At 52.1% G+C, this 20,956-nt stretch carries 17 protein-coding genes; 7 read left to right on the forward strand and 10 right to left on the reverse strand.

The window, feature by feature from the left end; all coding sequences use genetic code 11:
• Positions 1 to 22 precede the first annotated feature (22 nt).
• On the reverse strand, positions 23 to 1,558 hold the full coding sequence (locus tag SBO83_RS04800) for a SpoVR family protein (RefSeq protein ID WP_353502143.1): 1,536 nt from the start codon (positions 1,556 to 1,558) through the stop codon (positions 23 to 25).
• Between the two features lie 546 nt (positions 1,559 to 2,104).
• Here SBO83_RS04800 and SBO83_RS04805 point away from each other — a divergent pair.
• Entirely contained in the window at positions 2,105 to 3,406 is a 1,302-nt protein-coding gene (locus SBO83_RS04805; RefSeq protein ID WP_396130631.1) for a D-amino acid dehydrogenase, read from the forward strand.
• Positions 3,407 to 3,480: 74 nt separating this feature from the next.
• Positions 3,481 to 4,554 carry a catabolic alanine racemase DadX gene (gene dadX, locus SBO83_RS04810; RefSeq protein ID WP_396130632.1) on the forward strand — a complete coding sequence of 358 codons (1,074 nt, stop codon included), beginning with the start codon at positions 3,481 to 3,483 and terminating at the stop codon, positions 4,552 to 4,554.
• A gap of 22 nt (positions 4,555 to 4,576) precedes the next feature.
• Here dadX and SBO83_RS04815 read toward each other — a convergent pair whose 3' ends face one another.
• Positions 4,577 to 5,767 (reverse strand): Bcr/CflA family efflux MFS transporter, encoded by a 1,191-nt coding sequence (locus SBO83_RS04815; RefSeq protein ID WP_396130633.1) that lies wholly within the window; start codon positions 5,765 to 5,767, stop codon positions 4,577 to 4,579.
• A 152-nt stretch (positions 5,768 to 5,919) separates the two neighbouring features.
• Entirely contained in the window at positions 5,920 to 6,750 is an 831-nt protein-coding gene (nadE, locus tag SBO83_RS04820; protein WP_353502139.1) for an ammonia-dependent NAD(+) synthetase, read from the reverse strand.
• 506 nt (positions 6,751 to 7,256) lie between these two features.
• Between nadE and SBO83_RS04825 the strand changes: the two genes are divergently transcribed.
• Positions 7,257 to 8,021 carry a DUF481 domain-containing protein gene (locus SBO83_RS04825; RefSeq protein WP_353502138.1) on the forward strand — a complete coding sequence of 255 codons (765 nt, stop codon included), beginning with the start codon at positions 7,257 to 7,259 and terminating at the stop codon, positions 8,019 to 8,021.
• Between the two features lie 321 nt (positions 8,022 to 8,342).
• Positions 8,343 to 9,248, forward strand: a complete 906-nt coding sequence (gene lpxO, locus SBO83_RS04830) for a lipid A hydroxylase LpxO (RefSeq protein WP_396130634.1) — start codon at positions 8,343 to 8,345, stop codon at positions 9,246 to 9,248.
• Positions 9,249 to 9,342: 94 nt separating this feature from the next.
• On the opposite strand, the gene SBO83_RS04835 is transcribed toward lpxO, so the two are convergent.
• On the reverse strand, positions 9,343 to 10,617 hold the full coding sequence (locus tag SBO83_RS04835) for a YeaH/YhbH family protein (RefSeq protein WP_353502136.1): 1,275 nt from the start codon (positions 10,615 to 10,617) through the stop codon (positions 9,343 to 9,345).
• Positions 10,618 to 10,651: 34 nt separating this feature from the next.
• Positions 10,652 to 12,586 carry a protein kinase YeaG gene (gene yeaG / locus SBO83_RS04840; RefSeq protein WP_353502135.1) on the reverse strand — a complete coding sequence of 645 codons (1,935 nt, stop codon included), beginning with the start codon at positions 12,584 to 12,586 and terminating at the stop codon, positions 10,652 to 10,654.
• A gap of 533 nt (positions 12,587 to 13,119) precedes the next feature.
• On the opposite strand from yeaG, the gene SBO83_RS04845 reads away from it, so the two are divergent.
• Complete coding sequence (locus tag SBO83_RS04845; protein WP_396130635.1) at positions 13,120 to 13,869, forward strand: MipA/OmpV family protein; 750 nt, start codon at positions 13,120 to 13,122, stop codon at positions 13,867 to 13,869.
• 93 nt (positions 13,870 to 13,962) lie between these two features.
• Here the strand turns inward: SBO83_RS04845 and SBO83_RS04850 are convergent, their stop codons facing one another.
• Both SBO83_RS04850 and gapA read right to left on the reverse strand, forming a co-directional pair.
• A complete protein-coding gene (locus tag SBO83_RS04850) occupies positions 13,963 to 14,829 on the reverse strand; it encodes an aldose epimerase family protein (protein ID WP_396130636.1) in 867 nt (288 codons plus the stop codon).
• Between the two features lie 76 nt (positions 14,830 to 14,905).
• The gene (gapA, locus tag SBO83_RS04855; RefSeq protein ID WP_154147643.1) at positions 14,906 to 15,901 is read right to left on the reverse strand and encodes a glyceraldehyde-3-phosphate dehydrogenase; all 996 of its coding nucleotides are present in this window, start codon (positions 15,899 to 15,901) and stop codon (positions 14,906 to 14,908) included.
• A gap of 348 nt (positions 15,902 to 16,249) precedes the next feature.
• Here gapA and msrB point away from each other — a divergent pair, with 348 nt between their 5' ends.
• A complete protein-coding gene (gene msrB / locus SBO83_RS04860) occupies positions 16,250 to 16,663 on the forward strand; it encodes a peptide-methionine (R)-S-oxide reductase MsrB (RefSeq protein ID WP_353502132.1) in 414 nt (137 codons plus the stop codon).
• Positions 16,664 to 16,771: 108 nt separating this feature from the next.
• On the forward strand, positions 16,772 to 17,044 hold the full coding sequence (locus SBO83_RS04865; RefSeq protein ID WP_396130637.1) for a DUF1315 family protein: 273 nt from the start codon (positions 16,772 to 16,774) through the stop codon (positions 17,042 to 17,044).
• Positions 17,045 to 17,114: 70 nt separating this feature from the next.
• On the opposite strand, the gene pncA is transcribed toward SBO83_RS04865, so the two are convergent.
• From pncA to sppA, 3 genes are all read right to left on the reverse strand, one after another.
• Complete coding sequence (pncA, locus tag SBO83_RS04870) at positions 17,115 to 17,741, reverse strand: bifunctional nicotinamidase/pyrazinamidase (protein WP_396130638.1); 627 nt, start codon at positions 17,739 to 17,741, stop codon at positions 17,115 to 17,117.
• A gap of 12 nt (positions 17,742 to 17,753) precedes the next feature.
• Complete coding sequence (ansA, locus tag SBO83_RS04875; RefSeq protein ID WP_353502129.1) at positions 17,754 to 18,764, reverse strand: asparaginase; 1,011 nt, start codon at positions 18,762 to 18,764, stop codon at positions 17,754 to 17,756.
• Positions 18,765 to 18,925: 161 nt separating this feature from the next.
• Positions 18,926 to 20,782 (reverse strand): signal peptide peptidase SppA, encoded by a 1,857-nt coding sequence (gene sppA / locus SBO83_RS04880; RefSeq protein WP_353502128.1) that lies wholly within the window; start codon positions 20,780 to 20,782, stop codon positions 18,926 to 18,928.
• Positions 20,783 to 20,956: the final 174 nt, after the last annotated feature.

Raw genomic sequence — 20,956 nt, forward strand, 5'->3', positions numbered from 1 at the left:
CAGTGGTGGATCAGATGAACCGTTAAAGCGGCGCTGGCCGTGGCGGGCAGCGTTCAAGAAGCTCGACGCTGCCGTCCTCATTTAACTGCTCCATAAACACGTCAAAGCCCCATAGGCGATGAATGTGCTTCATCACTTCGCGACGGCTTTTATCCAGCGGGGCGCGGTCTTGCGGGATGTAGCGCAACGTCAGCGAGCGGTCGCCGCGCAAATCCACGTTCCACACTTGAATATTCGGCTCATGATGGCTCAGGTTATACTGCGCTGATAACTCCTCGCGTATCGCCCGATATCCCTCTTCATTGTGAATAGCGGCGATTTCCAGATAATTATTTCGGTCATCGTCGAGCACGGTAAACAGCTTGAAGTCGCGCATCACTTTTGGCGACAAGAACTGGCTAATAAAGCTTTCGTCTTTAAAATCGCGCATCGCAAAATGCAGCGTGTCGAGCCAGTCTGAACCGGCGATGTCCGGGAACCAATACCTGTCCTCTTCCGTTGGCGACTGACAGATTCGCTTGAGGTCCTGGAACATGGCGAAGCCCAGCGCGTAAGGGTTTATGCCGCTGTAGTACGGGCTATTATAAGGCGGCTGGAACACCACGTTGGTGTGGCTGTGCAGGAATTCCAGAATGAATTTGTCCGACACTTTACCTTCGTCATACAGATGATTGAGGATGGTGTAGTGCCAGAAGGTCGCCCAGCCCTCGTTCATCACCTGAGTCTGTTTCTGCGGATAGAAATATTGGCTGATTTTACGCACGATGCGCAGGATCTCGCGCTGCCACGGTTCGAGCAGCGGGGCATTTTTCTCCATGAAATAGAGAATGTTTTCCTGCGGCTCGGAAGGGAAACGGCGGGCCTGCTCGGGCGCGTCCACGCTGTCTTTACGCGGCAGCGTCTTCCACAGCGAGTTAACCTGACTTTGCAGGTAAGCCTCGCGACTTTCCTGACGCGCTTTCTCTTCTTGCAGTGAGATTTTCTGTGGGCGCTTGTAGCGATCGACGCCGTAATTCATCAACGCGTGGCAAGAGTCGAGCAGGCGCTCAACTTCCTCTACGCCGTAACGCTCCTCGCACTGGCTGATGTAACGGCGTGCAAACAGCAGGTAATCGACAATTGAGCTGGCGTCGGTCCAGCTGCGGAACAGGTAGTTATTTTTGAAGAACGAGTTGTGCCCATAGCAGGCATGCGCCATCACCAGCGCTTGCATGGTCATGGTGTTCTCTTCCATCAAATAGGCGATACAAGGGTTAGAGTTGATGACGATTTCGTAAGCCAGACCCTGCTGCCCCTGCTTATAGCGCTGCTCGGTTTCGATAAATTTCTTACCAAACGACCAGTGTGTATAGTTGATAGGCATGCCAATGCTTGAATAGGCATCCATCATCTGTTCGGAGGTGATGACTTCAATTTGATGCGGATAAGTATCAAGTCGGTAAGACTTCGCGACCCGGTCAATCTCTTCGAGATAGGTCTGCAATAGATCAAACGTCCAGTCCGGTCCATCGCTCAGACGCTGGTCTGCCATTTTAAAATCTTGGGTCTTTGTCGTCATAAGCCGCACCCTCATTCAGTTACGGACGCAACAGAGTGTTTGATTCAGAACTGTTTATTACGAAATTTGTGCGCCCATAGATAATCGTAGCTCAATCTGTTGGTTATGCAGATAGCGCTGGTTTAATAAGCATGAATTATTGCTATCAAGCCGACAGCTTCATCAAACGCTTATGGTAGAAAACAGTCAATCGCTACGATGAATTCAGACAATATTTCCCATAACTCAATCTTTAGAGGATTGTTCTGCAAAATTGCCTTTTGTTTGGTTTTAAATAACAAAAAGATTCTCGGGTTAATGGCTCGTGCTGAAAGTGATGGTTTATCGCGACTGCCGCAATATGCCGCTGCTTTGAACTGCATAGGGCGCGGGGTTGGGGGATATTGTTATTTTTATGTGACTGTTGAAAAATAGAGGTAGATACAGGATAAATAATTGTGAAATCCATCGCGGTTTTCGCCGCAGGTGTTGGCAATTGGCCGCTGTCAGGTTAGTTTCCGTCTCACAGAATATTATGCTTTATATTGCCTTTGATTGGAGTCGAGTATGCGCGTGGTTATTTTGGGCAGTGGAGTGGTTGGTGTTGCCAGTGCCTGGTATTTGGCAAAGGCCGGACATCAGGTGACGGTCATTGACAGACAAGCCGGACCGGCGGAAGAGACTAGCGCGGGGAATGCCGGGCAAATCTCTCCCGGTTATGCTGCTCCTTGGGCTGCGCCAGGCGTGCCATTAAAGGCGATTAAGTGGATGTTCCAGCGCCACGCGCCGCTGGCGATCCGCCTCGACGGCAGTAGCTTCCAGCTGAAATGGATGTGGCAAATGCTGCGTAACTGCAACATGGACCATTACCAGACCAACAAAAGCCGCATGGTGAGACTGGCCGAGTACAGCCGCGATTGCCTGAAAACGCTGCGCGAAGAGACCGGCATCCAGTACGAAGGCCGTCAGGGCGGAACTTTACAGCTGTTTCGCACCGCCCAGCAGTTCGAAAGTGCGTCGAAAGACATTGCCGTGCTGGAAGAGGCGGGCGTGCCTTACCAACTGCTGGAATCCAGCCAGCTGGCGACGGTTGAACCTGCTTTGGCTCAGGTGGCGCATAAGCTTACCGGCGGCCTGCGCTTGCCGAATGATGAAACCGGCGACTGCCAGCTGTTTACTCGTCAACTGGCTGAAATGGCGCGTCAGGCGGGCGTGGTATTTGAATTTAACCGCAGCGTCGACAAGCTGCTGGTGGAAAATGGCCAGGTCACTGGCGTGCAGTGCGGCGCGGATGTGGTCAAAGGCGACGCCTATGTAGTGGCTTTCGGCTCCTACTCGACGGCCCTGTTGCAAGATTTAGTCTCGATCCCGGTCTATCCGTTGAAGGGCTACTCGCTGACTATTCCAATCACTGACCCGGCCTCCGCGCCATTCTCCACCGTGCTGGATGAAACCTACAAAATCGCTATCACCCGTTTTGACGATCGTATTCGCGTCGGCGGCATGGCGGAAATCGTCGGCTTCAACACCCAGCTGGCGAAGGCTCGCCGCGAAACGCTGGAGATGGTGGTGCGCGACCTCTACCCGAACGGCGGCAACGTCGAGCAAGCTTCTTTCTGGACCGGCCTGCGCCCAATGACCCCAGACGGCACGCCGATCGTCGGTAAAACGCGCCTGAAAAATCTCTACCTGAATACCGGCCACGGTACGCTCGGGTGGACCATGGCCTGTGGCTCCGGCCAGCTGCTGTCGGACATTATCACCGGCGTGACTCCGGCTATTCCGGCCGACGATTTAGCCGTAGAGCGTTACAGCCCGGGCTTCGCCGCGACGCATCAAAACATTCATAAAATGCATCCTATCGGCTAATAGCCCATTCAATGTTGAGCCGGTCAGCAGGCGTTATTGGAAGACCGGCTCATTGATTCGCCTCTGGAGACTGTATGCCACGTCCGATTTCCGCTACGTTGTCACTTTCTGCGTTATCCAATAATTTGCAGGTTATCCGCCGTTTCGCGCCACGCAGTAAAGTCTGGTCGGTGGTCAAAGCCAATGCTTATGGCCACGGCGTTGAGCATGTACTGAAAGGCCTATCGGCCACTGACGGCTTTGGTTTGCTCGATTTTAAAGAAGCCGTTTTGCTGCGTGAGTCGGGCTGGAAGGGGCCGATTCTGCTGCTGGAAGGCTTCTTCTCACCGGCCGATCTCGAGGCGATTGATCAATATCGCCTGACCACCGCCGTGCACAGCGACTGGCAGATTGACGCCATCAAGCAGGCCAAGCCTGGCGCGCCAATCAATGTTTATTTGAAGATTAACAGCGGCATGAACCGACTGGGCTTCATGCCGGAAAAGGTTGAGGCCGCGTGGCACGCGCTGAAGGCTTTGCCGCAGATCGGGGAAATTACCCTGATGAGCCACTTTGCTCACGCCGACGGCCCGGAAGGCGTCGAGGGGCAGATGACACAGATCCTTGCCGCCGGGGAGAACATCGCAGGCCCAAGATCGCTGGCTAACTCGGCGGCGACGCTGTGGTACCCCGAAACCCATTATGACTGGGTCCGTCCGGGCATTATTCTCTACGGCGCGTCGCCGAGTGGCAAATGGCGGGATATCGCCGACAGCGGGCTGAAACCGGTGATGACCCTGAGCACCGAAATTATCGCCACCCAGCAGTTGCGGGCGGGCGACCGCGTGGGCTACAGCGGCCGCTATCGCGCGGCGAGCGAGCAGCGCATTGGCATCATCGCCTGTGGCTATGCCGACGGTTATCCGCGCCACGCGCCGAGCGGCACGCCGGTATGGGTGGATGGGGTGATGACGCAAACCGTTGGCACAGTGTCGATGGATATGATTATGGTCGACCTAACGCCATGCCCGCAGGCCGCCATAGGGTCGAAGGTGGAGCTGTGGGGAGCCAACCTGCCGGTTGACGATGTGGCGACCGTGGCCGGAACTCTGGGCTATGAGCTGTTGTCAGCCTTAGCGCCAAGAGTCCCGGTCAGGTTAGTTGACTGAATCGAGTGACATAAGTTTCTTATTAACCAAGGCGGGTCAAGCGGCCCGCTGATTTCTTACTGGCGCGACGTGCTAACAGCGCCAGACAGCCTCCCGCCAGCATCACCAGTGCCAAACTCAGTTTCGGCTGCAGCGGCAACGCCATGGCGATAAAGCCAAACAGCGCGCCTCCCGCCATCTGTACAGAACCCACCAATGCCGAGGCCACGCCCGCTTCATTGGAAAACGGCTCCAGCGCGTAGCTGGTGGCTGGCCCAATCAGGAAAGCCAAACCTGCGCAGGCGCTGGCGACGGGCAGCATGTAGAGCCAAGTGGCGTGCTGCTGATCCGGGGCGATAAGGGTTAAGCCCGCCAGTAATCCCGCACAGCCGAGGAACATCAACAACGCGCCGGAAGCCAGACAGACCGGGCGTCCCACCTTCTGAATAATACGGTTAGCGATAAAGCTGACCGCCATGATCCAAAATCCGTTTGCGCCGAAGACCAGCGAAAACTCGAACGGCGTCAGTCCCGCCTGGCTCATCAGCACCGTCGGAGCCAGTGAGACGTAGGTCAGGGCCATGCCCATCGCTCCGGCGTTGACCGCGGCGAAGGTGATGAAGCGTTTGTTGAACAAGATCCGGGCGTACTGTTTGAACGGCAGGCCGCCTGACTGGGTGTCAGCAGGGCGCGTCTCCGGCAGTTTGAACAGCACCAGTGCCAGAATCAGTATGCTATAGCCACATAGCGCCCAGAAGGGCGCACGCCAGCCAAAGAACTGGGCAATCAGGCCGCCAATCAGCGGCGCCAGCGCCGGAATGATGTTCAGCGTGCCGTTGAGGAAGCCGTAGGCGCGGGCCGCGTCATCGCCACTCATTCGGTCGCGCACGCTACTAAACACCACCACCGAGGTACAGCAGACCGCCAGCCCCTGAATCACGCGGGAGAACATAAACATAAACGCCGTCTCCGCCGTGGCGGCGACAATGGCGCCGACCAAATAGACGATCACGCCAATAATGGCGATCGGGCGGCGGCCGTAGCGGTCAACCAATGGCCCGGCAATCAGTTGCCCCAGCCCCATCACTAAAATAAACAGCGAAATAGAAGATTGGATAATGGTTTCTGCGCTATTCAATCCCTTGGCAATCGACGGGATAGCAGGGAGATAGAGATCAATCCCCAGTGGTCCAAGCAGGACCAGCGTTAACAGCAGGAAAAGGAATTTTTGCATATAAAACATCACAGTCCGTGTTCGAAGGGAGGCTAAGGGTAATGATTTCATCCCGCGATGGAAAGGAATTGTTAAACAATTATAGAGGGATTGCTGGATAAAAAAACGGACACCCCAGGGTGTCCGTCAGAGAGTTGGTCGTAATAGAAGTCTTATTTCTTTTTCCAGAAATCATCAAACACGGTAACCGGCGGCTGGCGTTTATGCTCGGTGCGCAGATACCAGCCCTCGATGGTTGACGCGGCTTTCTGGTCAATGGTTTTGCCTTCCAGATAGTCGTCAATCAGCTCATAGGTGACGCCCAGCGCGACTTCGTCCGGCAGCGAAGGGCGGTTCTCTTCCAAATCGGCGGTCGGCGCTTTGGTGTAGAGATGCTCTGGGCAGCCGAGGTGCTTGAGCAGGGCTTTGCCCTGACGCTTGTTCAGGCGGAAGATAGGGTTGATGTCAGTGCCGCCGTCGCCGTACTTGGTGAAGAAGCCGGTCACGGCCTCTGCCGCGTGGTCGGTGCCGACCACCACGCCTTTTTTCATCCCGGCGATGCTGTATTGCGCCTTCATACGTTCACGCGCCTTCTCATTCCCTTTGATGAAATCGCTTAATTCGATACCGATTTCGCGCAGAGTCGCTTCGCTGGCTAATACCGCATTTTTGATATTTACCGTCAATACCTGATCGGGTTTGATAAAGTCGATGGCATCAATGCAGTCTGATTCATCGGCCTGCACGCCGTAAGGCAGACGCACGGCGATGAACTGATAGCTCTCATCAGAGGTTTCCGCACGTAATTCACTAATTGCCGTTTGGCAAAGTTTACCGGTAAGAGTAGAATCCTGCCCGCCGCTGATGCCCAGTACCAGAGATTTAATAAAGGGATGGGCCAGCAAATAACTTTTTAGAAAATCGACGCTGGTGCGAACTTCTTGTGCCGCGTCTATTTGCGGTTTGACGTGCAAAGCCTGAATGATTTCTTGTTGTAAAGCCATGACCACTCCTCCTGAAGGCAGCCGTCGAGGAACTCGCGGCGCAATAAGATATTTTCAACAGGTCTAAAGCTAACTCGCCTCGTTCAAAAGGACAAGATAGCGCATCCGGTTCGGCCGAAATCTGTGCAGTCTTGGGGTGGAAAACGTTGAGCGCCCAAAATGGGAAACGGGTTAAAAAAATTTTCAAGGGCGCAAGCTCAGAATATGGAAACAAATTGTAATGATTACGTTTGGTTCTATTTCAGGAAATATTTGTCACTCGGAACACTCTAAAAAGTCCGGTTAAAAAAGGATATTAGCCACTATGTGCTGTATATTCGTTGCGGGTTTAACCAGTATGTATCAGTTCGTGCGCTATTGAAGGGAATTGCCAGGTTTGCTTAAAGGACCTAAATGAACGGCAAAATTATTTCGATATGCAGTTATCTCAATGTGTAGGGGGATCCAGAGTTAAATCATCTTGGGCCACCTTGTACTATTTGCCTTAAGTCGATTGGGGAAGCAAAATGTTTTTTCGGGTTGTTCGTCGTTTACCAGCTTGCGCGGTAGTTTGCGGAGCTGCGCTGTTCAGCATTTCAAGTTTGGCAGACACCACTATTTTCACCGCACTGGACGATCCTGCTACGGCGAAAAAGCCGTTTGAAGGTAATATTCAGGCGGGTTATACCGCGCAAACCGGTAACACCACTAACTCATCTCTGAGCGCTGACACCACCATGACGTGGTTCAACACCAATACGGCTAACAGTATCTGGGGTTCAGCACGCAACACTTCTTCTTCCGGTGTGCGTTCATCCGAGAAATATCAGGCTGGCGCGCGTAGCCGCTACAACCTGGATGATAATAACTATGTGTTCGGTCAGGGCAGCTGGCTGAGTGACCGCTATAACGGCTATCGCGCGCGCGATGTCGGTGCAGTCGGTTACGGTCGTCAGATCTGGAGTGGTCCGGTACACACGCTGAACCTGGAAGCCGGTCCGGGTGTTCGTCACGATGAGTTCGAGCAGGGCGGTAACTCGACTCGTGCTTTGGCTTACGCATCTGGCGCTTACAGCTACAAAATCAGCGACACGGCTAAATTTACCCAAGGCCTGTCTGTCTTAGCGAACGACGAAACCACCTATAACTCAGAGACGGCGTTGACGGTTGCTATCAACAATCATTTTTCTCTGAAACTGGCTTACGACGTGACTTACAACACCAAACCACCAGCCAGTGCGCCGGATAAAACCGACACTGTGACCTCAATCAATTTGGTTTACGGTTTATAAGTTCGCTATTAATAAGCTACCCCAGTTTATTAAGTCGTTAATAGTTTGAGTTTTAAAAGCCAGCGGAGCAATCGGCTGGCTTTTTTATTACCTGCAATCAGGCTAACTGCCAATAATAGCCGCTAAATACCCATGTAATAACTGGGCTTATTTGATTGCGAGTGCGGCTTATCTCAGAAAACAACAGCTGGTTTAATTACTGTTTAAACTCATTGGGAACTGTACCTAAAAGGCACAAATAGCATAAAATTGTAACTACAAATTTAGAATAAATCTGATTTATAATATCGTCATATTTCTAATTCGTAGAGGATGGACCCTATGACGGCCATTATTATTCTTACCATTTTTGTGGTTAGCTTTATTTATGCGCATTCGCGCGGCAAGGTTAAACAGAAGTTTTCGCGCCAACTACTCGATCACTCGACTTTTATGGGGCCGGTAAATATGTTTATGACCGGCTTTTCTGCACTGCCGTCGAAACCTTATTTCCCGGCGGAAGATTTCCCGGAATTACAGCGTTTAACCGATAACTGGCAAACTATTCGTGATGAGGCCGTGCGCCTGCAAGACCATATTAAAGCAGCACAGACCAATAACGACGCAGGCTTTAATACTTTCTTTAAACGCGGCTGGAAACGCTTCTATTTGAAGTGGTACGGCGACAACCATCCGTCGGCGGAAAACCTCTGCCCGAAGACGGTGGAACTGTTAAACAGCATTCCTTCTGTTAAAGCCGCGATGTTCGCCGAGTTGCCGTCGGGCAGCTATTTGGGTAAACACCGTGATCCCTATGCCGGTTCCGTGCGTTATCACCTTGGCCTGATGACGCCAAATGATGACCGCTGCTTTATCGAGGTGGACGGCATCAAGCACAGCTGGCGCGACGGCCAGCCGGTGATTTTCGATGAAACCTTTGTTCATTGGGCGGAAAACAAGACTGACGAAACGCGCATTATTCTTTTCTGCGACGTAGAGCGCAAAATGAAGTGGCCGTGGGCGCAGCGCGTTAACCATTGGGTTGGCAGCACGCTGATGTCAGCCGCCAGTTCGCCTAACGATGAGCAGGACCGCACCGGTTTTATTAATAAGATATTCAAGTATGTCTATGCATTGCGTAACGGCGGGCAGGCCTTAAAAGCGCGTAGCCGTAAAACCTATTATGCGTTGAAATGGTTGGTAATGATTGGCATCTTGGCCGCTATTATTCTGCCGAGTATCAGTTAAGTCATTATATTCTTTAACGGTTAGGCGGAATAGAAAAACGGCCAGTTAAATCAATTAACTGGCCGTTTTATTAGGCAACTTGAGTATGCCACGCTTAATTTTCTTGAACTTGCTTATGGAACAGCTCACGGAATACCGGGTAAATATCCTCCGGCTCGCGAATATGTTGCATGGCGAAATTACCAAACTTCTGCTGCAATACTTCATATTCGCGCCACAGCGTTTGATGAGCCCGCCGGGTTATCTCGATATAACTATAATAACGCACCATAGGAAGCAGCTTCTGTGCCAATATTTGGTGGCACAGCGGTGAGTCATCGGCCCAGTTATCGCCGTCAGACGCCTGCGCTGCGTAAATATTCCACGCCGCCGGGTCGTAACGCTCCTGAATAACTTCGTCCATTAACTTCAACGCGCTGGATACAATAGTCCCGCCAGTCTCCTGCGAGTAGAAAAACTCCTGTTCATCCACTTCTTTGGCCTGAGTATGGTGGCGGATATAGACAACATCGACGTTTTTATAGGTTCTGCTCAGGAACAGATAGAGCAGAATATAGAAACGCTTGGCCATATCTTTGGTCGCCTGATCCATGGAGCCGGAGACGTCCATCAAGCAGAACATCACCGCCTGGCTGGAAGGCTCAGGGCGCCGCTCGTAGTTCTTGTAGCGTAAATCAAAGGTATCGATGAACGGCGTTCTGGCGATTTTCTGCCGTAACTCCGCAATCTCCTTGCGCAGCCGTTCTTCTTCTAACAGTTGCGCGGGCTCGCTGTTTTCGACTTCCGTCAGCGTGGACTCCAGCTCGCGCAACTCCCGTTTTTTCCCTGCGGTCATCGCCGTGCGGCGGGCGAGGGAGTTCTGCAAAGAGCGAACAACACTGATATTGGCCGGGACACCGTTTGAGGTAAAACCCGCGCGGTGCGTTTTGTACTCGGTCATCTGCCGGAACTGGTTTTTCTGCAAATTCGGCAGGGCTAAGTCTTCGAACAACAGGTCAAGATACTCGTCTTTCGAAATCTGGAAGGAGAACTCATCCTGGCCTTCACCGTCCTTGCTGGCGTCACCTTGGCCGCTGCCGCCGCCGCCGCCCCCTTGCGGTCGTTCGATGCGGTCATTCTGCACAAAGTGATCGTTGCCGGGGTGAACGCGGTGGCGCAAGCCGCCGCGACCCTGATGAAACATAGGCTCGTTGATATCTTCATTGGGGATCGAAACGGACTCCCCGCTGTTTACGTCGGTAACCGAACGCTTGTTGATGGCCTCGGCAATCGACTGTTTGATTTGCGACTTATAGCGGCGTAAAAAGCGCTGGCGGTTAACCGCGCTTTTGTTCTTGCCATTCAGTCGACGGTCAATAAAGTACGTCATATTTCCCCCAAACGACGTTGCCAACGATCCTCTGTTACGAAGATTTTCTCACGCGCAGATACCATTCACACAACAGGCGAACCTGCTTGCGTGTATATCCTTTCTCCATCATTCGGTCGACAAAGTCATCGTGTTTTTTCTGTTCATCGGTCGACGTTTTGGCATTGAATGAGATAACCGGCAGTAATTCCTCAGTATTCGAGAACATTTTTTTCTCGATAACCGTGCGCAGTTTCTCGTAGCTGGTCCAGTTCGGATTACGGCCGCTGTTCTGTGCTCTGGCGCGCAACACGAAGTTGACTATCTCGTTACGGAAGTCTTTCGGGTTACTGATCCCGGCTGGTTTTTCGATTTTCTCCAGTTCGGCATTCAGTGACTCGCGGTCAAACAGTTGGCCGGTATCCGGGTCGCGATACTCCTGATCTTGGATCCAGAAGTCGGCATAGGTGACATAACGGTCGAAAATGTTCTGTCCGTATTCCGAGTAGGACTCAAGGTAAGCCGTCTGTATCTCTTTGCCGATAAACTCAGCGTATTTCGGGATCAAGTAGCCTTTCAGGTGCTCGAGGTATTTTTCCGCCACGTCCTGCGGGAACTGCTCGCGCTCAATCTGCTGCTCAAGGACATAGAACAGGTGGACAGGGTTAGCGGCAACTTCCGCGTGGTCGAAGTTAAAGACGCGCGACAGGATTTTAAACGCAAAGCGTGTCGACAGGCCGTTCATCCCTTCATCCACACCGGCGTAGTCACGGTATTCCTGATAAGACTTGGCTTTCGGGTCGGTATCTTTCAGGCTTTCGCCATCATAGACGCGCATTTTCGAGTAACTGCTCGAGTTTTCAGGTACTTTCAGGCGAGACAGAATCGAGAAGCGCGCCAGCGTTTCCAGCGTTCCCGGTGCGCAAGGGGCGTGCACCAGCTCACTGTTGCTCAACAGCTTGTCGTAAATCTTGATCTCTTCGGACACCCGCAGGCAATAAGGTACTTTGACAATATAAACGCGGTCGAGGAACGCCTCATTGTTCTTATTGTTGCGGAATGTCACCCATTCTGACTCGTTGGAGTGAGCCAAAATGATGCCGTTGAACGGCAGGGCGGAGATGCCTTCGGTGCCGTTATAGTTACCTTCCTGAGTGGCAGTCAGTAACGGGTGCAGCACTTTGATTGGCGCTTTGAACATCTCGACGAATTCCATCACACCCTGGTTAGCGCGGCACAAAGCGCCGGAATAGCCATAGGCGTCGGGGTCGTTTTGCGCGTGGTTTTCCAGCTTACGGATGTCCACTTTACCCACCAGCGCGGAGATGTCCTGGTTGTTCTCATCGCCAGGTTCAGTTTTGGCGATAGCAATTTGTTCGAGAATGGATGGCCAGACTTTGACCACTCTGAATTTGGTGATATCACCGCCGAATTCGTGCAGGCGTTTGGCGGCCCACGGCGACATGATGGTGCCGAGATAGCGAGTTGGGATGTTGTATTCTTTTTCAAGAATGGTCGCATCTTCTTGCGGATTGAACAGGCACAGCGGGTGATCGTTCACCGGGCTGCGCTCGCCGTTGGCACTCAGAACGTAGATAGGCACGCGCTGCATCAGCGCTTTCAGCCGTTCTGCGAGGGAGGATTTACCACCACCCACCGGGCCTAATAAATAGAGGATTTGTTTCTTTTCTTCCAAACCTTGAGCGGCATGTTTTAGGTAGGAAACGATCTGTTCGATAGCTTCTTCCATACCGTAAAACTCTTCGAACGCGGGGTAACGAGCAACAACCCGGTTGGAGAATAAACGCGACAGGCGTGGTTCTAGCGCGGTGTCTACCATCACTGGTTCACCGATCGCCATCAACAGGCGTTCCGCGGCATTGACGTAAGCACTTTTGTCTTGCTTCGCAATGGTAAGGAATTCCTGAAGTGTGAACTCTTCGTCCTTGGCAGCTTCATAACGCTGGCGATAATGGTCAAATATGTTCATACGTTGCCCGTCCTTCGTTAATTTATCCGCGGCAATTGAAACCGAGACTTCAATGACGTTGGATATAGCACAGGTTAATGAGAGCGTTGGAAATCAAAAACAGCTCCCGGAAAAAAGCTCTCCATCTCAGTGCAGCAACCCTTATGCCAACTTGCAGAAACCCATTTTTCACACGAACAGATTTAAATTATTGCGACTGCCGTGAACCAGCGGGTCGGGAAGTGCCTCAGATGAAGTCTTTCATCTATAAATAAGCGTAGTTTGGCATTACAAAAATTTCCTCTCCTCAGATCCCATTTTTTAAGACATATCAATGACTCACTTCAGGGGTTTCTACTTTGAAGCCTTGTAGGACGTGGGCTGCGCGGGTAATGCCTCGCGTTTAGTCATTTTTATTTCATACTTTGCATATAAATTATGCGATCGCCTTGGTTTTTCTGCGTAAGTTATTCACGACAACTGTAAATGCTAAGCGAAGCGATTATTCTTCGCTTACACTACTGGCGGTTTTTAAATTAAGGGAATTAATAACAATGAAAATTTCGCATTTCAAAACATTGTCCATCGCAACCGCAGCCGTCCTGTGTAGCCACGCCGCTGCGGCGGGGACATGGTCGCTGGGTGCATCAGCATTAGTCGACGTAAATCCGTATAAAGGGTATGACACTAAAGTTCTCCCAGTTCCGATCATCAGTTATGAAGGCGATGATTTTTATTTCCACACGCTGACTGCCGGTTATTACCTGTGGAAAGACGATCAGAACAAATTCAGCCTGACCGCGACTTACATTCCGTTCGGCTTTAAGCCTGACGATTCTGATGATTCTCAGATGAAGCGTTTAGATAAACGCCGTGGGACATTGATGGCGGGTCTGGCTTATTCACATATCGAAGACTGGGGTACTATCCGTACCACCTTCAACGGTGACGTGCTGGATAACAGTGATGGCATGGTGGCTGACCTGGCTTACCTCTACACCTTCCACCAGGACAATTGGGCGCTGGTACCGGGTATCGGTGTGCAGTGGAGCAGCAGTAACGAAAACCAATACTACTACGGTATTAACAGCAACGAATCACGCCGTAGCGGCCTGAGCAGCTACTCGCCGGATGACAGCTTCAGCCCGTATTTAGAGCTGTCTGCCAAGTATGACATCAACAAAGATTGGCAAGCCTTCTTCATGGGCCGCTATATCCGTCTGGATAGCGAAGTTAAAGATAGCCCGATGGTGGATAAATCTTACTCCGGGATGTTGTGGACTGGCGTGACTTACAGCTTCTAAAAACAGACTCGCCCCAAAATGGGGCGTAGTTTGCTACAAAATGGGGCGATTCGCCCCATTTGCACATCTGCAGTGCGACAAAAAGTCAGGGCACTATTTTTTACTAATAGTTACAGCCAGTTTGGCTGGTTTAGACGCGGTGCTCTTCTGCGCCTGCGTGACGCAGCCGGTTTCCACACACACCATGGTCTTGTAGCTGTCATCCGCCATGTCTTTCATGCTGGTGGACAATTCCACACCCGGGTTCCAGGCAATCACGTCGCTATTGTGGTGATGTTCTACCACCAGCGTGCGGTTGAATGCTGAATCCACGATCAGGCTGGTGGCCTGTGGCTGGGTGAAGATGCGGTCAACCTGGCCGTTGAAGGTCAAATCGCCTTGCAGCTCAGATTCTTTCCCGCCATTCACTTTGTCGATGAAAGGCTGGCCGAGGCCGGTCACTTTTACTTTGTCGATGTCGCCAATGTTGAAGTAGGCGTGCAGGGCGCTGGTGGTTTCAAAATCACCGGTGGACTCCAGCTCAATGTGACAGGTCTCGCCGAGGGTGAATTTGGCGGTCAGCTGGAACTCGTGTGGCCAGAGTTCGCGGGTTTCTGCGCTGTCTTTCAACGTCAGAGCCAGCTCGACGCCTTGCTCATTTTCACTATGAGAAGTCAGTTCCCACGCCAAATTGCGCGCAAAGCCGTGCGAAGGTTTACCCGCCGGGCCGAACCAAGGCCAGCAGATTGGCACGCCGCCGCGAATAGCCACGCCAGGCTTGAACGCGGTTTCTTTGCTCAGCCAGATAATAGGTTCTTCGCCTTCAGGCTGCCACGCCACCAAATGAGCACCTTGTAAGGTGATGGCTGCGCGTAATTTAGGATGGGTGATAACCAGAACCGGTAATTCATCAATCTGACGCTGGCTGATTGCCGGCGTGATTTGTTTTAAGACGGGTAGAGTAAAGAGTTTTGCGGTCATGAGTTGAATCCTTGATCGGCAGAAAGCAAAAGGGCGACTTAGCGTCGCCCTTCAATCATTTCTTCACATCAGCCAATTATTTGGAGATATGAGAAATCAGGTCCAGAACTTTGTTTGAGTAGCCAGTTTCGTTATCGTACCAAGAAACCAGTTTCACAAAGTTGTCGTTCAGAGCGATACCTGCTTTAGCATCGAATACTGAAGTCAGTTTTTCGCCGTTGAAATCGGTAGAAACCACTTCATCTTCGGTGTAGCCCAGAACGCCTTTCAGCTCGCCTTCAGCAGCAGCTTTAATCGCTTCACAAATTTCTTTGTAAGAAGCTGGTTTTTCCAGACGTGCAGTCAGGTCAACAACAGAAACGTTGGTGGTTGGAACGCGGAACGCCATACCAGTCAGTTTGCCGTTCAGAGCAGGGATAACTTTACCTACAGCTTTAGCTGCACCGGTAGAAGAAGGGATGATGTTCTGAGATGCGCCGCGGCCGCCGCGCCAGTCTTTGTGAGACGGGCCATCAACGGTTTTCTGAGTAGCGGTAGTTGCGTGAACAGTGGTCATCAGCGCTTCAACGATACCGAACTTGTCGTTGATAACTTTAGCCAGAGGTGCCAGGCAGTTAGTAGTACAAGAAGCGTTAGAAACGATTTCCTGACCTGCGTATTCTTTATGGTTAACGCCCATAACGAACATTGGGGTGTCATCTTTAGATGGACCAGTCAGAACAACTTTCTTAGCGCCAGCTGCGATGTGTTTACGTGCAGTTTCGTCGGTCAGGAACAGACCGGTTGCTTCAGCAACAACGTCAACGTTAACTTCGTTCCATTTCAGGTTAGCTGGATCACGCTCAGCAGTAACACGGATGGTTTTGCCATTTACAACCAGATGACCGTCTTTAACTTCAACGGTACCGTCGAAACGGCCGTGGGTTGAGTCGTACTTCAGCATGTATGCCATGTAGTCAGCGTCTAACAGATCGTTGATTGCTACGATCTCGATGTCAGAACGTTCTTGAGCAGCACGAAAAACAATGCGACCGATACGGCCAAAACCGTTGATACCTACTTTGATAGTCATATATTCCACCAGCTATTATTTAGTGAATAAAAGGTTGGTTGTAAAATTACAAAAACCTTCCTAAGCGTCAAGCGGAATCGTGTCAATACTTGCTGTAAGTCAAAGCTCAGACTCACTTTTGCTCGGATATTGCACATTCCGTTTTCTAATCGGCTAGAAAAGACATGGGGGCCATTTCGCCGAATATAAAGTGCATCAAGTACAAATATGTGATCTGCATCACATTGCCCTTTGGCTCAACGCCGATGGCATACAGTTTAAGCCAAAACGTGCAGACTCGTTGTTAATTTATTGTTATAATAAGCTGTTATTTTAGTTGATTTTCCTATCTGGCAGAGAATGACAACCATGGCCAATGAATCCAAAGATCCATCTTCTTCAGTACAACTCACTGAAATCCAGCATTATGTGACGCAAGAGCGCGGTACCGAACGCCCGTATACCGGTAAATTACTGCACAATAAACGTGATGGGATCTATCACTGTCTGGTGTGCAATTCGCCGCTTTTCTACTCCGATACCAAATATGACTCCGGCTGCGGCTGGCCGAGTTTCTATCAGCCAGTGACCCACGACGCAATCACGTATCTGACTGATAATTCTCACAATATGGAAAGGGTGGAAATCCGCTGCTCCAACTGTGACGCTCATTTGGGGCACGTTTTCCCAGACGGCCCAGAGCCAACCGGTGACCGTTACTGTGTAAACTCGGCCTCGATGAGCTTTATCGATGGTGAAAACGGCGACAAAACAGCGGGCTAAATGATGGGATAAACACCCGTTAAAGCTGGGGTGTAATTTAAACGACAAAATCGATTCAGCCATTATTCACCACCCGATGAATAATTAGCCAAGACGAGAGAGCGGTTGATGGAAATTAATGATTTGGTCGGCGTGATGACGCCGGAGATTTACCAGCGACTGGCGCAAGCCGTGGAATTGGGGAAGTGGCCGGACGGCGTGAAGCTGACGCCGGAGCAGAAAGAGAACAGTCTGCAAATGGTGATGCTCTATCAGGCCCGCCACAACACCGATGCCCAGCACATGAGCATTGGCACTGACGGCCAAATCGTCACCAAGAGCAAGCAGGAACTGAAGCAGCAGTTTGCTCAGGAAGCCTTAATCCGCATCAAACCGGAATAAGCGCGCAGCACTATGAGCAATAAGAAAAGGGCGCTAATGCGCCCTTTGTCATATCTGGTGGTCAGAGGTATTAGCTCAGATCAGCCAGGGTAATAAGCTCAGCCCCGGCCTGCTGCATCTCATGAATCGCCTGCTGGCTGTCCTGCGGGTTGAGATTCACGCCTCGGCAGCCTTCGACCAGCAACTCAACCTTATACCCCAGTTCTAGCGCGTCCAGCACGGTAAACTTGACGCAGTAATCCGTCGCCAGCCCCATGACAATCAGGCGCTGCACCTGCTTTTCTTGCAACCATTGGTGTAATCCGGTGGCGGCGCGATGAGCATTATCGAAAAACGCGCTATAGCTATCGATAGCGACGTTTTGACCTTTGCGCACCACGTGATCGAATTGCTGGCTATCAAGCTGCGGGTGGAATTCCGCGCCGCGCTGGTCCTGGACGCAGTGTACCGGCCACCACACCTGCGGCAGGCCGTCGAGTTCACCCAGCGTCCACGGCTCTTCATTGGCGTTTACGGCAAAGCTGCCGTGGGCCTGCGGGTGCCAGTCCTGCGACGCCACCACGGCAATGCCCTGTGACTTACAGGTCTCAATAGCCTGATTCGCCACGCTAATCGTGGCATCGCCTTCCTGCACCGCCAGCGCGCCGCCGGGGCAGAAATCATTTTGCAGGTCGATCAACAATAATGCGGTTTTCATCGGGCACTCCTGTTATTCGGTCAGCTCACCGCGCAGGTTTTGCTGCATCAAGACACGGATTTCCTCAGCCGACAGCGGCTGGCTCAGCAGGTAATGCAGTTTGGTCAGCGTGGCTTCCACGGTCATATCAAAGCCGCTGATCACGCCGGAGTGCGCCAGCGCGTTGCCGGTGGCATAGCCACCCATATCCACACGGCCGGAGATACACTGGGTGAGGTTAACCACCACGATGCCGCGCTCGGAGGCGTCTTTCAGCACTTTCAGCAGGTCGCCTTTCTGCGGCGCATTACCCACGCCATAGGAGCGCAGGATCAAGGCCTTAACCGGCTGCATCAGGAAGTTTTCTACCACTTCGGCAGAGATCCCCGGATAAATCGTCACCACGCCAATCGGCTGTGGTGTGATGTCATGCACCTTCAGCGGGCCAGTGGCGGGCGGGATAGAAGGCGTAGACAGACGGCGAATGTGGATCCCGGCCTCCAGCAGCGGCGCAAGATTTGGCGACGCAAAGGCGTCGAAGCCGTCGGCATGGGCCTTGGTGCTGCGGTTGCCGCGATAGAGGCGATTGTTGAAGAACAGCGAGACTTCGTTCACCGGATGGTTCGCTGCGATATACAGCGAATTCAGCAGGTTAATTTGGCCGTCAGAGCGCAGAGCCTCTAGCGGAATTTGTGACCCTGTCACAATGACCGGCTTGCCGAGGTTCTCCAGCATAAAGGAGAGCGCCGAGGCGGTGAACGCCATGGTATCCGTGCCGTGCAGGATAACGAACCCGTCGTACTCATCGTAATGGGCCAGAATATCGTCGGCGATGTGCTGCCAGTCTTCCGGCGTCATGTCGGAGGAGTCCATCAGCGGCGCGTATTCTTGAATAGTGAACTCAGGCATCTCCGGGCGGTGGAACTCAGGCATCAGCGCCAGTTGGCGCTGCAGGTGGCCGGAGACCGGGATATAGCCGTTTTCAGAGCGTTGCATACCGATGGTACCGCCGGTGTAGGCGACATAAATTGATTTTTTGGTCATGACAGGATTCTTTGTTTTTTTAGAAAGATTGCTTTCGGAATATAGAGCTTTTCAGAAATACAAACTGCGATGGCTGGAAGTATAAGGGCAACAAGGTGTTTGTCTCAAAAATAAAAAAGCCCGGCGGTTAAGCACGGGCTTTTGGCAGGGCGAGGAGAAACTTATTTCACGTCGCCGCAGGTCAGGCACAGCGCGTAGCGGTTTTGCGGATCGTTCATGTTATTGAACAAATCAGCCTGAGATTTCAACTCCAGCGCCATTTTGGTCACCGGCGCAGGCAGGTAAGCCTGAACCGCCGCTGGCAGCATGGCGTGCGCCGAGGCGCTCACCTGTGAAAACACCAGATCGGTGAAGCTTGGCTCGTTGACGTACCAGTTCAGCTGCCATTTTGGCAGTTTCGCCAGCTCGGCGGCTTTCTTCACGGCATCATCGAAATCACCCAGTTGGTCCACCAGACCGTCATTTTTGGCATCAGAACCAATCCAGACGTGGCCTTGGGCAATCTGGTCGATCTGCTCAGGGGTTTTATTACGCGCTTTCGCCACTAAACCGATGAAGGTTTTGTAGCCGTTCTCGATGTTCAACTGCATCATCTGCGAGAACTCCGGCGGCAAGGCTTTGGTCGCGGCAACGTCGGCCAGCGGCGATGTCGCCACGCCGTCGGTATGCACGCCAAAGTTGTCGAGGGTATTTTGGTAGGTGTTAATTACCCCGAAAATACCGATCGAGCCGGTCAGCGTGCTTGGGCTGGCAATAATGTAGTTCGCCGGCGTTGAGATCCAGTAGCCTCCCGATGCCGCCATGCCACCCATGGAAACCACTACAGGTTTACCCGCCGCGCGCGCTGCTGCCAGTTCAGAGCGGATCACTTCAGAGGCGCTGACGCTGCCGCCCGGGCTGTTTACGCGGAACACGATAGCTTTGATTTTTGGATCAAGGCGCGCATCGCGAATTTGCTGAGCGGTGGTGTCGCCACCCACTGCACCGGCTTGCTCTTCACCGTCGTTAATTGCACCGTTAGCGAAGATAACCGCGATTTGCGGATCGTTATTATCCGGCTTCGACTTGGTGGAGTAGTCGTAGATGCTGGTGTAGTTAAAGTCTTTGGCCTGCTTGTTCCAGCCAAAGGCTTTCACCATGTCGTTATCCGCTTCGTTGCGTGAAGCCAGAGTATCAACCAGCTTAGCTTTCAGCGCGTATTGCGCCATATCGCCGCCGGTCTGCTGCATACCGGCCAGAACGCCAGCCGCGCCAGGGAACAGCTGCTCAGGGGTGATTTGGCGGTTAGCCGACACGGTATTGAGGTAGTTGTTCCACAGTGCGCCAATCCAACGGCTGTCGGCTTCACGCGCGGCAGGGGACATGTCATCGCGAATCAACGGCTCAACCGCCGACTTGTAGGTCCCCACGCGGAAGATATTGGTGGTGACCTTCAGCTTGTCGAGCAGCGACTTGTAGTAGAGGTTATTGGTGGCGAAACCGTGTAAATCCACCGCGCCCTGTGGCGACAGGTAGATCTTGTTGGCATAGCTCGCCAGATAGTATTGCGACTGGTCATAGCTGTCATTGATGGCGTAAATCGGCTTGCCGCTGTCGCGGAATTCGCGGAGGGCTTTACCGATGTAGTTCAGCGACGTCTGGTCAGTGCCGGTGAAATCACTCAGTTGCAGCACCATGCCGGTGATGTTTTTGTCATCTTTGGCCTGACGAATAGTGTCGACCAAATCAAACAGTGAGTTTTCCTGTAGGCGGTTGCTGGAAGTACCCAGCAGCTCGCGTCCCCACTGGCGAACCTTGTTGTTCACCGACGGCTTGTCCACCACGGTTCCACTTAAATCAACCAGCAGGGCACCCTTAGTGGTGGTATCCGCAGGTTTGGATTGGAATGAGAAATAGACTCCGACACACAGCAAAATGAGCAGGATGAGGAATACGTTGAGGATGAACTCTCTGACGAAATTAAGAAGACGCCAGGTCCACTTAAAAAAACCGGCGATTATTCGCCACAATGTGCGCATGGTCTCTCCAACAAGACGGGAAAAGTATCGCTATCCTAATGACCCGCCGGAGAAATGTCAGCTTTAAATCATGTCAGAATTTGGCAAAGGGGCAGTAATCACGCGGTGCTATGGCGAAATCTGTGGTTAGCAAAAGGCTGGCTGCTTATGTTAACGTTAGGTAAATGCCTATCA

The sequence above is a fragment of the Ewingella allii genome (assembly GCF_044430645.1).
Taxonomy (GTDB): domain Bacteria; phylum Pseudomonadota; class Gammaproteobacteria; order Enterobacterales; family Enterobacteriaceae; genus Ewingella; species Ewingella allii.

What these genes read in the sequence shown, in the direction of transcription:
- SBO83_RS04800 (WP_353502143.1), bottom strand. Translation starts at nt 1,558, where the DNA reads ATGACGACAAAGACCCAAGATTTTAAAATGGCAGACCAGCGTCTGAGC.
- SBO83_RS04805 (WP_396130631.1), top strand. Translation starts at nt 2,105, where the DNA reads ATGCGCGTGGTTATTTTGGGCAGTGGAGTGGTTGGTGTTGCCAGTGCC.
- dadX (WP_396130632.1), top strand. Translation starts at nt 3,481, where the DNA reads ATGCCACGTCCGATTTCCGCTACGTTGTCACTTTCTGCGTTATCCAAT.
- SBO83_RS04815 (WP_396130633.1), bottom strand. Translation starts at nt 5,767, where the DNA reads ATGCAAAAATTCCTTTTCCTGCTGTTAACGCTGGTCCTGCTTGGACCA.
- nadE (WP_353502139.1), bottom strand. Translation starts at nt 6,750, where the DNA reads ATGGCTTTACAACAAGAAATCATTCAGGCTTTGCACGTCAAACCGCAA.
- SBO83_RS04825 (WP_353502138.1), top strand. Translation starts at nt 7,257, where the DNA reads ATGTTTTTTCGGGTTGTTCGTCGTTTACCAGCTTGCGCGGTAGTTTGC.
- lpxO (WP_396130634.1), top strand. Translation starts at nt 8,343, where the DNA reads ATGACGGCCATTATTATTCTTACCATTTTTGTGGTTAGCTTTATTTAT.
- SBO83_RS04835 (WP_353502136.1), bottom strand. Translation starts at nt 10,617, where the DNA reads ATGACGTACTTTATTGACCGTCGACTGAATGGCAAGAACAAAAGCGCG.
- yeaG (WP_353502135.1), bottom strand. Translation starts at nt 12,586, where the DNA reads ATGAACATATTTGACCATTATCGCCAGCGTTATGAAGCTGCCAAGGAC.
- SBO83_RS04845 (WP_396130635.1), top strand. Translation starts at nt 13,120, where the DNA reads ATGAAAATTTCGCATTTCAAAACATTGTCCATCGCAACCGCAGCCGTC.
- SBO83_RS04850 (WP_396130636.1), bottom strand. Translation starts at nt 14,829, where the DNA reads ATGACCGCAAAACTCTTTACTCTACCCGTCTTAAAACAAATCACGCCG.
- gapA (WP_154147643.1), bottom strand. Translation starts at nt 15,901, where the DNA reads ATGACTATCAAAGTAGGTATCAACGGTTTTGGCCGTATCGGTCGCATT.
- msrB (WP_353502132.1), top strand. Translation starts at nt 16,250, where the DNA reads ATGGCCAATGAATCCAAAGATCCATCTTCTTCAGTACAACTCACTGAA.
- SBO83_RS04865 (WP_396130637.1), top strand. Translation starts at nt 16,772, where the DNA reads ATGGAAATTAATGATTTGGTCGGCGTGATGACGCCGGAGATTTACCAG.
- pncA (WP_396130638.1), bottom strand. Translation starts at nt 17,741, where the DNA reads ATGAAAACCGCATTATTGTTGATCGACCTGCAAAATGATTTCTGCCCC.
- ansA (WP_353502129.1), bottom strand. Translation starts at nt 18,764, where the DNA reads ATGACCAAAAAATCAATTTATGTCGCCTACACCGGCGGTACCATCGGT.
- sppA (WP_353502128.1), bottom strand. Translation starts at nt 20,782, where the DNA reads ATGCGCACATTGTGGCGAATAATCGCCGGTTTTTTTAAGTGGACCTGG.